At 46.6% G+C, this 14,464-nt stretch carries 14 protein-coding genes and 1 pseudogene; 7 read left to right on the top strand and 8 right to left on the bottom strand.

Annotated features, from left to right (window positions below):
* Positions 1-318 precede the first annotated feature (318 nt).
* Complete coding sequence (locus ABH897_RS21875; RefSeq protein ID WP_283653320.1) at positions 319-759, top strand: hypothetical protein; 441 nt, start codon at positions 319-321, stop codon at positions 757-759.
* Between the two features lie 75 nt (positions 760-834).
* Positions 835-1,188, top strand: coding sequence for a hypothetical protein (locus tag ABH897_RS21870; protein WP_283653321.1), 354 nt, complete (start codon positions 835-837; stop codon positions 1,186-1,188).
* A gap of 484 nt (positions 1,189-1,672) precedes the next feature.
* Here ABH897_RS21870 and ABH897_RS21865 read toward each other — a convergent pair whose 3' ends face one another.
* Positions 1,673-1,903 (bottom strand): glutaredoxin family protein, encoded by a 231-nt coding sequence (locus tag ABH897_RS21865; protein ID WP_014278134.1) that lies wholly within the window; start codon positions 1,901-1,903, stop codon positions 1,673-1,675.
* Positions 1,904-1,964: 61 nt separating this feature from the next.
* Positions 1,965-2,906, bottom strand: a complete 942-nt coding sequence (gene trxB / locus ABH897_RS21860) for a thioredoxin-disulfide reductase (protein WP_404592697.1) — start codon at positions 2,904-2,906, stop codon at positions 1,965-1,967.
* A gap of 281 nt (positions 2,907-3,187) precedes the next feature.
* Between trxB and ABH897_RS21855 the strand changes: the two genes are divergently transcribed.
* Complete coding sequence (locus ABH897_RS21855) at positions 3,188-3,919, top strand: ZIP family metal transporter (RefSeq protein ID WP_044644496.1); 732 nt, start codon at positions 3,188-3,190, stop codon at positions 3,917-3,919.
* 79 nt (positions 3,920-3,998) lie between these two features.
* Here the strand turns inward: ABH897_RS21855 and ABH897_RS21850 are convergent, their stop codons facing one another.
* Entirely contained in the window at positions 3,999-4,457 is a 459-nt protein-coding gene (locus ABH897_RS21850; protein ID WP_283653322.1) for a hypothetical protein, read from the bottom strand.
* Positions 4,458-4,467: 10 nt separating this feature from the next.
* On the bottom strand, positions 4,468-5,022 hold the full coding sequence (locus tag ABH897_RS21845) for an NAD(P)H-dependent oxidoreductase (RefSeq protein ID WP_283653323.1): 555 nt from the start codon (positions 5,020-5,022) through the stop codon (positions 4,468-4,470).
* 132 nt (positions 5,023-5,154) lie between these two features.
* On the opposite strand from ABH897_RS21845, the gene ABH897_RS21840 reads away from it, so the two are divergent.
* From ABH897_RS21840 to ABH897_RS21830, 3 genes and pseudogenes are all read left to right on the top strand, one after another.
* A complete protein-coding gene (locus ABH897_RS21840; RefSeq protein WP_137060298.1) occupies positions 5,155-5,790 on the top strand; it encodes an HlyD family efflux transporter periplasmic adaptor subunit in 636 nt (211 codons plus the stop codon).
* 9 nt (positions 5,791-5,799) lie between these two features.
* A complete protein-coding gene (locus ABH897_RS21835; RefSeq protein WP_283653324.1) occupies positions 5,800-7,323 on the top strand; it encodes a DHA2 family efflux MFS transporter permease subunit in 1,524 nt (507 codons plus the stop codon).
* Between the two features lie 461 nt (positions 7,324-7,784).
* Positions 7,785-7,979, top strand: a pseudogene (locus ABH897_RS21830) (winged helix-turn-helix domain-containing protein); the annotation flags it as partial.
* Here the strand turns inward: ABH897_RS21830 and ABH897_RS21825 are convergent.
* Positions 7,973-8,182 (bottom strand): pentapeptide repeat-containing protein, encoded by a 210-nt coding sequence (locus ABH897_RS21825; protein ID WP_404520810.1) that lies wholly within the window; start codon positions 8,180-8,182, stop codon positions 7,973-7,975. The pseudogene ABH897_RS21830 and the gene ABH897_RS21825 sit on opposite strands and share 7 nt — an antisense overlap.
* Positions 8,183-8,261: 79 nt before the next feature.
* On the bottom strand, positions 8,262-8,684 hold the full coding sequence (locus tag ABH897_RS21820; protein WP_404520779.1) for a MerR family transcriptional regulator: 423 nt from the start codon (positions 8,682-8,684) through the stop codon (positions 8,262-8,264).
* 171 nt (positions 8,685-8,855) lie between these two features.
* On the opposite strand from ABH897_RS21820, the gene ABH897_RS21815 reads away from it, so the two are divergent.
* Positions 8,856-9,977 (top strand): NADH-dependent flavin oxidoreductase, encoded by a 1,122-nt coding sequence (locus ABH897_RS21815; protein WP_404592696.1) that lies wholly within the window; start codon positions 8,856-8,858, stop codon positions 9,975-9,977.
* 499 nt (positions 9,978-10,476) lie between these two features.
* On the opposite strand, the gene ABH897_RS21810 is transcribed toward ABH897_RS21815, so the two are convergent.
* The gene (locus ABH897_RS21810) at positions 10,477-12,459 is read right to left on the bottom strand and encodes a heavy metal translocating P-type ATPase (RefSeq protein ID WP_404581233.1); all 1,983 of its coding nucleotides are present in this window, start codon (positions 12,457-12,459) and stop codon (positions 10,477-10,479) included.
* Between the two features lie 320 nt (positions 12,460-12,779).
* Positions 12,780-14,237: a PEP-utilizing protein gene (locus ABH897_RS21805; RefSeq protein WP_283653328.1), complete on the bottom strand. Its 1,458-nt coding sequence runs from the start codon at positions 14,235-14,237 to the stop codon at positions 12,780-12,782.
* Between the last annotated feature and the right edge of the window lie 227 nt (positions 14,238-14,464).

The raw sequence follows: 14,464 nt of genomic DNA, 5'->3' as shown, positions 1-14,464 counted from the left end.
ATTCAATTAGTCAAATATAATAAAAAGACTCTAAGTAATTATATTAGTTTTCCCCCCTCACTCTGCGACTTATTTTTTGGGAACAATACTTCGCTTATTTATTTTTATAAAAATTCATATTATGAATAATTTTCCCAAATTCTAATTACTGCTTATTGAAGTACAATTGTTTTACAAAATATTATTACAAATCTTTTTTTATTCCATTTGATAGTCTCGAATGATAGGCAGAAATTCATATAAAAGGAAGTGACTTTATTAGTTGCTACAGTTCTGCCATTATTTCAAACTATAAATATCCAAAAAGGTGGAATACAAATGAAGAAGCTTTATGGATTAAGCGTTTCATTAATGTTGGCGTTTGTTCTTTTCCTGCTTCCTACTGTTGCTTCCGCGGCACCTACCCCACCACTGACAAGCCTCGAAATCGTCGGAATTACCTCTGATGGATACAACTATGAGTGGAGCAATGCTCATCTATCTGGAACAGAAGGCGTGATAGCTGTTCAGGTCAGAGGAACGATTTGGGGATCTCCTCCAAAACCAAACATTGTACAAGATGGTACTATCATTCCTACCACACAAGCCCTGCCCAATGACTATATAACAGATTCGGGAAATAATGTAATTGGCACGATCTACTATCGCGCTTTTGATCTTAGCGACGTAACTTCAGGACTTCTTTTTGCAACCGCCCAAGATTACTATCCTCCTAATAGAACCTTCACTGATAATATTGCTATCACCGTTGAAAAATAAAAACAGAAAAAGGTAAATGTTTACAACATTTTTGCCGATAACAAGAATGAGAACATTAACAAGGAGGGCTTATTCTTGGCAATTAGCGCAAAAATCAACGGGCAATTTACATCTGAATTTGCGGCTTACACCAAACTGACGCTTGTAAACCGTATTCAAAATCAAGTATGCCACATTCCAAACACTCCCCAATCCAAATCCATGAGTTTTCAACAGTTCATGGATGCGATACAGAAGGATCAGGAAGTGAACCACAGTAATGCTCGTCGTATATCAACTGATGAAGAAGCAAATAATCGTATCTATCAGCAGAAAAATGGATTTAATGTGTTTTCTAATCAAAGATTTACGACTATCGAGAAAGCCTACGAATTAGGATTAGTTGATCGGAAAGGTATTCTAATCTCATCCTTCAATGCCCAAGGATAAGATTTCAGAATTCAGGATTTGTAAAAGGGATGCTTCGTGAGTACTACGAAGCATCCCTTTTACAAATTAATTGCTCCTCGGTTGGCAACGCTTCCAGAGTAAGCAAATCTTGTATGGACAGCATAAAAAAACCGCCCTGATAAGATATCAAGGCCGATCCATGTTAATGTTTAAAGTTAAAACGGCACGACAGAGATCATCTCCCTGCGGGATAGGAATGGAACTAATTTTCCATCCATGAGGTGCCCCCAAGCGGGTACACGCGAGTGCCTGCATCAGCGTATTTGAAGTAATGGATACTCACTACTTAGTTATATTAAAAGCAATTTCTCACAAAAAATCAAACCAACTGATCACAGCCTAAGACTGTATTTTCACGAATATTTTTGTAAAAACAGGCCCCCATCGCAGTACGTAACTGCAGCGAAGGCCTTTTTTAAAACCATACGACGATCACAGAACCGTCGTCTGTTATGAAGTTGGATTAAGCGTTCAACACTTTTTCAAACTTGGTTTTGTTCATGCCGGAAATACGTTCTTCTCCGATCAGGGTCAATGGAACGGCACGAATGCCCATGTCCCAAACTTCTTGAGCGAAAGCATCATTGGTTTCGATGTTGCGTTCTTCGTACTCTACACCCTTCTCAGTCAAATAGCTTTTCACTTGACGGCAATGCGGGCAGTTTGTGGATGTGTATACAATCGCTTTTTCCATGAATATCACCTCATAAATTATTTTTTAGAAATTATATATATATTCATACTTGTACGAAATATTACAGGGCCAGCGCGCTGTGCTCCAGGCTTTCGATATACTTCTCGCTATCCATAGCGGCCATGCAGCCGCTGCCTGCTGCTGTAATCGCTTGTCTATAGCGTGTATCCTGTACGTCGCCACAAGCGAATACCCCAGGTACGTTCGTTTCGGAAGTACCAGGTTTTACAACGATATAACCGTTCGCATCGGTTGTGATTTGACCACCCAGGAAGCCAGTATTCGGATGATGACCGATCGCCACGAATACGCCGCTAACTGTAATAATTTCCTCTTTACCTGTTTCATTATTCAATACTTTCAAGCCAGTTACCCCGTTCTCGTCAGCAATCACTTCTACAGGAGTACGATTCAGTGCCCATTCGATTTTAGTGTTTGCACGAGCGCGGTCCTGCATAATTTTGGAGGCGCGCATTTCTTCACGACGATGCACCAGCGTTACTTTGGAAGCAAAACGTGTCAGGAAATTTGCTTCCTCCAACGCCGAGTCTCCACCACCGATAACAACAATTTCTTTGCCACGGAAAAAGAATCCGTCACAGGTTGCGCAAGTGCTCACGCCACGTCCAATGTTATCCTGCTCGCCCGGAATACCCAGGTATTTCGCAGTCGCACCTGTGGAAATGATCAGCGTATCTGTAACCAATTCGCCCAAGCCCTCCACATCCAATTTGAACGGACGAGCGGCTGTGTCGACCTTGTTCACCCAGCCTGTGCGGAATTCAGCACCGAAACGCTCTGCTTGCTTACGCATATTATCCATCAGATCGGGTCCCATGATTCCTTCGGGAAAGCCAGGGAAGTTTTCAACTTCTGTTGTTGTAGTCAATTGTCCGCCCGGTTGCGGTCCTTCAATCACCAGTGGACTCATATTTGCGCGTGCCAGATAAATAGCAGCTGTCAAACCGGCAGGGCCGGTACCTATAATAATGGACTTGTACATATCTTTGTTCCTCCTAAAATATGATAAGAATGATATAGCGAATTTTCGGTACCGGGAGATGGGCTAATGCATATACTCTAAAAGTAGTTCTGCCAGACGCTCATTCAAAAATGTGGACACCCGGATCTTGCAAAAACGATTCACATATTTAATATCTTTTTATGACTTAGACTGATTCTAAATCCTAATTCCATTATGCGGAAAGAGCTGCAAACAGTCAAATGAAGTTTTCATGAAGCGAACCTTAAAGATTAATAAGGTATGGAGGGATTATCCCGATTATGAGTGACATGTTTGTAGGCAGCCTTATTTCTGCCCTGTCCACCGGGCTCGGTGCCGTGCCCATACTGTTTATGCGTAAAATTACGCACCGTCTTCGTGATGTACTGTTGGCTTATGCTGCGGGGATCATGACTTCTGCATCTGTGTACAACCTCATTCCCGAGGCCATCAATCATTCCAACTGGTTCGTGCTGTCTGCGGGGATTTTACTCGGCTGTCTTGTGCTGTTAGTGATGGAAATGTATATTCCACATGCCGATCTGGAGAACCCGGATTCCAAAACCTTTCATCTGGAGTCCAAATCTTTTCTCATCATCGCGGCCATTACACTGCATAATTTGCCCGAGGGACTTTCCGTCGGGGTCAGCTATGCGAGCGAAACTCAAAATCTTGGTAATCTCATTGCCTTTTCCATCGGTCTGCAAAATGCCCCGGAAGGCTTTATCGTCGCTCTATTCCTCGTGAATCAAAACATTGGGCGCTTCAAGGCATTGGGCATTGCTACCCTCACCGGGGCCGTTGAAATTATTACAAGTCTGATTGGATTTTATTTGAGCAGTTGGGTTAATGGACTGGTTCCTTACGGTCTTGCCTTTGCCGCAGGAGCGATGATGTTTATCGTCTACAAGGAGCTGATTCCCGAAAGCCACGGGGACGGGAACCAGCGTATCGCAACCTTCTCTTTTATTCTCGGTCTGATTACGATGATTGGTCTAACCGAATGGCTATAGCCGTGTATCACAAAAAGGCTGCCCTCTGCCTGTAGTCCAGACAGAAGAGCAGCCTTTTCAGGGATGGCTCGTTCGTAATTCATTTTTTTCGGTTCATAGAACGCAGCGCTTCACGATATTGCTCGTCCTCGCTTTTGTGCGTCTCACGTTCTCCATGGTTATTTCTATGCGGTTCTTCCTTTTCTTCGCCCTTTCCGGCAAATCCGCGTAAAGCCGCCCGATAGTCCTGATCCCCGTAGGAATCTTTGGTGTGTACGCTAACTCTCATCGGCCTGGTATTGGTATCTACGTCAGACTCCTCATGATGAATCTCCGCGTCCGCAGCCTTATGGCGCGTCTCTCGCGTAGAATCAGGATCCGGCAACTCCCTCGCCTTGGGCTCCACTTCCACCGGATAAGGACGTTTGCTTCTTTGCCGTGAATCCTCGTCGGACGGGCTGACCGCTTTTTTGGGAGAGGGTTTACGCGCCATTTTCGTGTTGAATACCAGCAAAAAGATAAAAGCAACCGCAGCTACTACGATAAAAGCAATAGTCATGAGCGGCCTCCTATTCTCTGCCAGCGTTACGGTACCGTCCCGCCGTCTCAGCGACCCGTTGGCCCAAAGACCGACCAAGTGCAAGATCATCACCCGTTGGGAAATTTGCCGGACTGTTCGGGTCTGTCTCCACCGGACACGTCACCCCTACACCGTAATAGGAGCCATAGAGCGCATTTTCCGTAATATTGGCGGGCAGCCCTACGATAATCATGCCTTGATGCAGCATCGGAGTAATCAAATTCAGCAGTGTGGATTCCAAGCCTCCATGAACAGTAGCAGTTGTGCAGAACACCGCTCCGATTTTATCTACCAGCTTGCCCTGCGCCCACAGATACCCGAGCTTATCAATCCAGCTTTTCAAGCCACTGCTGATCGTTCCAAAATGACCCGGGCATCCCCAAATGATCGCGTCCGCGTTCACCAGTTCATTCACATCGGCTTCATCGACATGCTTCAGCAACACTTCTGTGTGCTCATGGCGTGCGCCTTCTGCAATGGAACGAGCAAGACGCTCCGTATGGCCATTTTCACTGTCATATACAATCATGATTCTGGTCGTCATTATGCGCATCATCCTTTGTCAGCAAAATCATCCTTTTCACATGCGCTCTTATCCTTCCCCAAAATCCCTCTGAATATTGTGAAACTTTTGGCGCATACTTTGAAAATCCAAGAACTAGGGAGGCATGTACACATGAATTCACGCGCCATATTGGTCAACCTGCTGGTTATTATCATTATTCTGGCAGGTGGCGGAGCCGCCGCCTATTACTACAATCAATCCGCTAACTACATAAAAACAGACAATGCCCAAGTGAGCGGACAAGCGGTCACCGTTGCCTCTCCAAGCGCGGGCAAGCTTACAGGCTGGAACGCTGAAGTCGGCAAAACCTACACGGCTGGAAGCACACTTGGCAGTGTAGAGGGTGGCGGAAGCCGGGTTAGCATCACCATTCCAACCGATGGCACCATTGTGCAGCAATCTGCGGTCAACAACTCGATTGTCGGAGCGGGTACGCCTTTGGCCAAGGCTTTTGATCTGAACAATTTATGGATTACCGCCAATATAGACGAAACGGCTGTGCAGGATCTTCAGGTGGGGCAGACGGTGGATGTATATATTGATGCATACCCTGACACGTCCCTAAGCGGCAAAATCGAAAAGATCGGTCTGGCGACTGCCGCCACCTTCTCACTGCTCCCTACTTCCAATACTACTGCCAACTATACCAAGGTGACGCAGGTCGTGCCTGTTAACATTTCCATTCAAGGCTACAAAGGACTGGGCATTATCCCGGGCATGAGTGCAAGCATCAGAGTACACAAGTAGGAGGCTGTCATGGAACAAAAAATGTCCATCGGACGAATCCTGTCCGTACTGCTGCTGGGCGCCTTCATTTCTATTTTGAATCAAACCCTGCTGAATGTGGCGATTCCGCATTTGATGAACGACTTCAATGTATCCGCAACTACCGTTCAATGGCTATCCACCGGATATATGCTGACCAACGGGATTTTGATTCCGATTACCGCCTTCATGATTGAGTCGTTCGGGACACGTGCGCTGTTTATTTCAGCGATGGGGCTGTTTACTGCCGGTTCTGTCGTTTGCGCCGTCAGTACCGGCTTTGCGCCTATGCTGGTCGGACGCATCATTCAGGCCAGCGGAGCGGGTATTATCATGCCAGTGGTTATGAACGTGTTCCTGACCGTATTTCCCCCGGAAAAACGGGGGGCAGCCATGGGAACGATGGGCATCGCGATGATGTTTGCCCCAGCGATAGGACCCACTTTATCCGGCTGGATAGTGGAGCATTACAGCTGGCGGCTGCTATTTTTACTAGTCATTCCGCTGGCGATCATTGATATTCTGTTTGCTGTACGCTGGCTGAAAAATGTGTCCAAGCTGACGTATCCTCATTTTGACCTGCTCGGAACGATCTTTTCGACCCTTGGCTTTGGCTTCCTGCTGTATGGCTTCAGTTCCGCTGGAGACAAGGGCTGGAGCAGCGATACAGTAGTGCTCACGCTCGCTGCCGGGCTCGTGTTTATTGTAATGTTTGTCGTACGCGAGCTGAATATAAGACAGCCCATGCTGGAGTTCCGTGTGTTTAAGTATGATATTTTTACGGTATCCACGCTGGTCGGCGCTACCGTCAATATGACGATGTTCGGCGGAATGCTGCTGCTGCCGATTTATCTGCAAAATATACGCAGCTTTACACCGCTGCAATCCGGTTTGCTGTTATTGCCCGGCGCACTGCTGATGGGTGTCATGTCACCGATATCGGGAGCGATTTTCGACCGCATTGGTGCTAGGCCACTGGCAATTATCGGGTTGATCATTACGGCAGTCACGACATGGGAATTCAGTCTGCTGACGGATGCCACGACCTATGGACACATTATGATCATCTATACGATTCGCAGCTTCGGGATGTCATTGTTAATGATGTCCGTACAGACAGAAGGGCTGAATCAGCTTCCTCCCCATCTGGGCAGCCACGGTACAGCCATGTCCAATACAGTAAGGCAAATTGCCGGGTCCATCGGCACCGCATGGCTCATTACGGTGATGAGCAGCCGGGCTACCATTCATTTGGCGGATTATGCGAATGTGGCTACCACCGCCAATGTTCCTTTAACCGAAGGCGTAGCTGAGCTGGGGCAGACCCTCGCGCAAACGGCTGGAGTTTCGACGGAAACTGGCTCGGCGCTTGCGTTACAGCAGGTATATCGAAGTGCCGTCACAGAATCGACGATCCACGGCATTAACGATGCATTTATCATTGCTACCGGAATCGCGCTGGCGGGACTGCTGTTCTCCCTGTTCTTGCGGCGGTCTATACCTCGACGGAGATAAACCTGCAACACGATAGGTGTTCGGTGAAAATAAAGTATTAGACTGGAGTCGTTGATTTAACGCGATTTTAAAATTAAAAAATCGTCAGCTTTTGAAAAATAAGTTTTAGACTGATCCATTAAACGAAGCAGCGGCGGACCAAGACTTGATAAATAAAGTCTTAGACTGCCGCTTTTATCATTCAACTAGCGTCTCCCGTTAGCTCAAGGGTCAACCCATTTCAGTATATGATGTGCAAAGTATTGTCCAACCTTGGTAGTTCCAGTCTTATCCGTTACAGGGCTCACTAAGAATGTAATGTCTTTAAAGTCAATCTTATAATTCAGTAAGGCTTTTAGAAATGCAGATCCGTACTGTCGTAACCATCTCGATCTTCTTTCCCGATGTAGCCTTACGGTTATACGCATGCTACTCTATAATCACTCAACAGCTTAAACCATTTAACTAAAGGGAGGATGGTTATGATTGATCTGAACAGCAGCGTTAATCTGTTACATGCGTTCAAAGATAATCAGAAGATGCTAAACGCTATTGGTGACGAAACCAGGCAAGCGATTATTATAACTTTAATGCAGAGTGCGGGAACGCCCGGTATGAGGGTTGGGGAAATTACAGAACGAACCAACTTATCCCGTCCAGCAGTTTTGCATCACCTGACTGAGAAATTTGTACCATCTAAAGAGTTACCAGCGAATATCGCATTATTGAGAATACAATTAGTAAAAATGCATGTCTTTAAATTCGAATTAATAAATCTCGTGGCTTCAAATTTAGAGCCTGAAAAGTCAATGGAGAATAGACACTCCTCAAAAGTAAGACCTGACTGATTTTTGACGTGTTCACAGAGACGCAGCGGCACATTTAGACTAAAAAATATAGTCTTAAGTTGCCGCTGTAATATTTTAACTAACGTTCTCCGTTAGCGTAAGTACATTACATTAATTCACCGTCTTAATCTCCAGGCCGTGACATTTAAAGTTATAGTTGGGGTTTTTCATAACCTCTTCTTTCTGAAGTCCATACATGGCTATTTTATAGTTTATTTCTTCTAAGTGTTTAAAACTTTCGTCAATTTTCTTCTGCACTTCCAATTTATGCTGCATCAACATTTCTTCTCTTTGTAAATAGGTAGTATTTCCCAATTCATAAAGTTCCTTGTAATCCTTTATTTTTGAAAGAGGCATGCCTGTCTCTTTGAGGCAACGAATAAAAGAAATCCAATCTATTTGTTGTTCGCTATAAACTCTACGGCCTTTTTCGTCACGAGATATATTTGGTAATATCCCTTGCTCTTCATAAAATCGAAGCGTCTTTGCAGATACATTTAAATTCTCCACTACATATGTCATTGAATACAACATCTACTTGTCCCCCTCCTTTAGTTACAGTTACTGTAACTAAATATATATCATAAAGAGAATGACAACGCAACAAATCTATATTTAACCATATAAAAATAAATACTTGACTTGCCGTAACGGAAACCAATTAAACTGAAATAGAAAAGAAAATATGAGAGCGAGGTTAATGAAATGAATCAGAAATACAGTAGGTTATTTGAATCCTTCACATTCAGAAATGGAATAACAATTAAGAATAGTATCGTTATGGCACCTATGACAACCTGGTCAAGTAATGACGATCTTACCATTTCGGATGACGAAGTAAAGTATTACAAACAAAGAGTGAATGGAGTAGGACTCGTCATTACAGGGTGTACTCATGTTACACCTAATGGGCAGGGTTTTACGAATGAATTCGCTGGGTACAATGATGAATTTACTCCAAGTCTACGAAAATTAGCTGAGGCAGCGAAAAGTGGAGGCGCTCCTGCGATCCTACAGATTTTCCATGCTGGCAATAAAGCCGTGCCTGGATTGGATGCAGTTAGTGCGAGTGCATTGCAACCCGAAGTTACTAATTTAGGTTCAACTTCAGAAACAAGAGAACTATCACATGAGGAGATCTTGTCGATTATACGTGCTTTTGGAGACACAACGAGAAGAGCGATTGAAGCCGGATTTGATGGCGTCGAAATTCATGGGGCTCATGGATTTTTAATTCAGAATTTCTGGTCGCCAGCGACAAATCAACGGACGGACCAATGGGGAGGATCACTTGAAAATCGCTTGCGTTTTCCATTGGCAATTATTGAAGAAATCAAAATTGTCATTGAAAAACATGCTACAAAACCATTCATTTTAGGATTCCGATTTTCCCCTGAAGAATCCTCCAAAGTGAACGGATTACGTATGAAAGACACGTATGAATTAATTGATATCCTTGTTGAACAGGATTTAGATTATATACATGCTTCATTAGACAATGTGTCTTCAAAGCCAGTAGATAGTCAAGATGAAAAAACACGGCTTGAATTAATTCTTGAAAGAGCAAACGGTAAGGTACCTGTGATGGCTGCTGGTTCCATAATAACACCGGATGATGCTCTTAAAGCTATGGAATTAGGTTTGCCGCTAGTCGCCATTGGGCATGCGTTAATTATGGATCCTAATTGGGTTGAAAAGGTCGCAAATGGACGTGAAGCCGAGGTAGATTCTGAATTGAACGTTTCGAAACTCAACCAGCTTAATATTCCAGAAAAACTTTGGAATTCATTCCAAGAAATGCCAGGTTGGTTTAATATTAGTAAATAAAGAGTAGTCCTAAAGGCTACTCAGATTGACGAGAAACCCAAGTCTTTTATGAGACTTCGGGTTTTTTTGCTGATTCTAAGGTGCTCCGTCCATCCGTAGTTCGATAGGGCAATTCCTGCTGTTGCGGACACACATACCGCGTATGTTTCGATCTTGAAGGCCTTTGCAAATAGAGGGCGTTAAATAACCTGAATCTAAGGCTACCGCTCCAGAATATTGTTGCGTTAAACTGCCCGTTAGCGTAACGATCGATCCTCGATTAATGCTTTTTTTCTCAGTTTGGAAAATAAAAGGATCTACATATTAGTTATGCATAATATGTAGATCCTTTTATTTTAATAAGTTTTTTTCAACCAAGGTCTTGATAATTTTCAGTCTAATACTTTATTTTCCTTTCACGATAGGCTGGCACGCAAAAAAGGAGCATTCATCCCCTGTCCTTTAAGGGATGTGAATGCTCCTTCTCGTTTATCATCTTAGGATCATGATCTTATTTGCTTTATGACCGCAGCAAGCGCAAGCCGTTCAAAATGACAAGCAACGTGCTGCCCTCATGCCCGATAACGCCAAATGGCAAAGCTATATCTTGCACAAAGTTGCTAATGATGAGCAGTAAAATGACACTTACGGCGAAGATCATATTCTGCTTGACCACCCGTTGTGCCTTGCGTGCCAGTGCTACCGTCGGGGCAATCTCTTCGATGCCATCGTTCATCAGCACCACATCCGCGACCTCCAGTGCGGCTCCACTACCATGCATACCCATGCCCAGTCCGACCGTTGCGGCAGCCAGTGCCGGAGCATCGTTCACACCGTCGCCGACCATGACGACATGCCCGTACTGCTCCCGAAGCATGCGAATATGATTGACTTTGTCCTCCGGCATCAGACCAGCGTATACCGCATCGACTCCGGCCTGCGCCGCGATCACGGCGGCGGTTTCCGGGCGATCTCCGGTCAGCATAACGACCTGAATTCCCTGCGCTTGCAGGCGTCTCACCGCCTCCTGCGCCTGTGGCCGCAGCTCGTCGCGCAGTGCCAGCATCCCAACTATCCTGTCATCCGCGAGGATAATGGATACGGTTTTACCCTCGGCTTCCAGCCGGGCACGTGTTTCTACCCATTCCGGCTCTGCCAGCGGGCCAGCGTCATCCAGCGCATCCGTGCGCCCGATTTTCCACCTCACCCCGTCTACCATGCCTTCCATTCCCCATCCGGTTAGAGACTGTACTTGCTCCACTGCGGGAAGCTCTCGCTGCCCCAATTCAGCTTCGGCTTTGGCTACAATCGCTCGTGCCAACGGATGCATGGAGTAGCTTTCTATTGCCGCGACAATGCGTAACAGTTCATTAACATCGTAGCCTGTGGCGGTAATCCAGTCTGTTACAACAGGCGAACCGATGGTCAGCGTACCTGTTTTGTCAAAGGCGACGACAGATGTCAGCGCCATATTTTCCACATGCGCACCACCTTTGAACAGGATGCCCCGACGGGCACGGTTGGAAATAGCCGACAGCATGACTGGCATAATGGACGACACGAGTGCGCATGGTGAGGCCACAACGAGAAATACCATTGCCTTGTAAAATGCCGCTGCCCACGTCCATCCCAATACCATTGGCGCACCTGCAATAACAATCAGCGTAACCGCAACAACAATTCGGGCGTAAATCGACTCGAACCTTTTGATAAACCGTTGGGAATCGGGGACCTCTGTCTGCGCTTCCTCCACCATACGGATGATTTTTGAAAATAGAGTGCCTTCGGAGGATTGACTAACCTCCACGTACAGCACGCCTTCCCCGTTAATGGTGCCCGCATATACCTCGTCACCCGCCGCTTTGTTCACCGGAATGGATTCCCCGGTAATAGATGCCTGATTCACCGCCGAAACCCCCTTGGAAATCCGGCCATCCGCCGGAATCAGCTCGCCCGGCTTCACCAGCAGCAGATCACCCGGCAGCAGTTGCTCAATACCGACCGTTTCTGTCCCCTCGCGGGACAGACGCAAAGCCGTTTCCGGCTTCAACGCCATCAGCTCGGAAATATCCTTGCTGCTGCGCTCGGTGGTATAGCTCTCCAGTGCACCGCTGAGTGCAAAAATGAAGATCAGCATTGCTCCTTCATTCCAATAGCCAATAGCCGCAGCCCCCAATGACGCTGCGATCATGAGCAGGTTGACATCCAGTTCACGTTCACGGACCAGCGTCTCAATGCCTTCTCTAGCTTTAGACCAGCCACCTAGGGCGTAGGAAACCACATACAGGATGACCGCCAGCCATTGCGACCAATGCGAGACGCCCCATGCCATCAGCATAAGTGTTCCACTGCCCAGAGCAGCCTGCATCTCCTTGTTTTTCAGCATGCTTTTGAGCTGGAATTGTGGTTTGCGATTCGGGCCTGGCCGTCCGCTGCCGCTGTTTTTTGAAAGTATCCGATCAGAGGGAGACAATGTCTTTTGAAGTTGTTGAACTGCTTGCATCATGTCACATTCCTTTCCTTTTTTGTTCTTTGTTACTGCATCTCATTGAGAATGATATCCATTGTTAAGTGCCTTAAAATAGCACATGCTGCTTCGGGAAGCCCGAAACAGCATGTTTGGCAATGAGAATGATAATCATTTTTGCATTTATGCAATTATTTTGGTTTAGAGAAACTTTCGCTTTATTATAACCCTTTTCTTCTCCAGTTGTAAACCAACATTCGCCCAAATAAAAAAGATACCTGCGCAAACAGCGCAGATATCCTATATATTTTAAAAGCATGCTGTCATACGAATTGCGTGTTACCTTCGGGATTGGGCTACAGCGGAAACCGCTGGGCGGGGCTTTGTAGAGCAACAGAGCCTTGTTGCTGCTCTGCTTGTTGCAGCAGTCCGAAGCGTGCAGCCGCAAGACGTGCAACGGAAGCTGCTTTTTCCGGGCAAATCACGCCCGTTAGCCCGCTTCCCCAGATGGCAGCTTCATCCAGCGAATCGTGAATAACATCTAACGCCACCCATACGGGCAGCTCGGATTTCACACCCCGAATAGCGTGCGTCATGCATTTTATCGTTTCACTGGTGTTCTCAAAACTACCAGCAACGGGTTGATTCAACCGATGCACGGCCTCGCCATTATATGATGGAATCGGTGCGATTTCCAAAATCACCGCATCGGCAAAACGCGCCATATCTGCGGCTTGAACCGCCTGCTTGATCTGTTGCGCTTTCACTTCCGGCATGAGATTGGCGCTGGCAGACTCATGAGACGGTTTGGCCTGCCTGTTCCATGTTTGGCTGACGTTGAGCTTCGAGGGGGCATCGACCGTCAAAAGCACGCCTACCCGATATGGAATGCACCGCAGGCGGCCGCATAAGGTCTGCTCCGCAACGCCGTCTATCCAGTCCCGGGTTGCCTGGAATTGGTTCACGCCAGCCGGATTGCGCACCACAATCTCCAACTGCGGTTCTCCCCCCCGCTGCACACTTCGCAACGCCGCACGCAGCAACGCCTCCAACTGCATATCTTGCAAGCTTCCGATGCCCACCGCATTGTTTTGTTCGATCAGGGCGATTGTGAGTGGTAATCCGTTCAGAGACTCGAACAAGCCTTCATACTCTGTTTCCAGCAGCCCGATAATTCGCCGGGACAGATGCTCACACAATCCGGGCAAGCCAGATGCCTGATTAAAGGCTTTGTACGTGTCTGATGCACGGGAGCCTGGAATAAGGAGGGGGTCAGGCTCCCCGTCAGGACCATGAATCGTATGCCCGGACTCTGCCGCGTCCAGATAGGCACGGCATAATTCAGCCACACGGCTGGACGACTGCGACAAGGGGCCGTGCAGAAGACTATAGCCATCAAGGCTGCCCATACTTAGCCCTATCGCTGACTCCTTGCTTGTATAATTCACATGGGCAGGATCATCAGCATAGATACGTATGAATGTACGCCTGTATTCATCGCCCCACTCCAGCAGTGTGGTCATCGCTTCCCTGTCATCGTTGCCGTTATTCAGCAGCATTTCCTCTATTAGCTCGGAGTCCGCAGCCAGCAACGCCTCCTCTTGACTGATCCTGCCCTGTTCGGCTAATCCGACCAGCCAGCCCAGCGGGTCTTCCTCCTGTGAGGCAGATACTTCACTGCACCCTGCCAGCACCGACTCGATAGCCAGTCTCTGTGCAGCAGCGACCTTACTCCCTGACTCGGGGTCATCGCAATCCCGACTGTTTTTTTCACTCAATAGTTCTGCGAATACATGCATCAGTTTAGCCTCCATGCTACAAATCCATCCTTTCTCCCGTCAGCAAGTTGGCACACACGAATTTGAGTATCCCACCATAAAAGAAAACGTTTACCTATTAGACGTCAAGTGGAATTCAAATGAGCCTTACCTGTAAGGTCCCTACCTTAACGTATTAGGCGCACCCCACATTTATACATATCTGTAGAACGACAGGAAAGCATAGATTAAACTGCAGCATGAAACGAAAAAAAACCCGGATT

This window comes from Paenibacillus sp. RC73 (genome assembly GCF_044908085.1).
Taxonomy (GTDB): domain Bacteria; phylum Bacillota; class Bacilli; order Paenibacillales; family Paenibacillaceae; genus Paenibacillus; species Paenibacillus terrae_A.
Note: the sequence above shows the minus strand (reverse complement) of the source record. Positions and strands in the feature narration are given on the sequence as shown.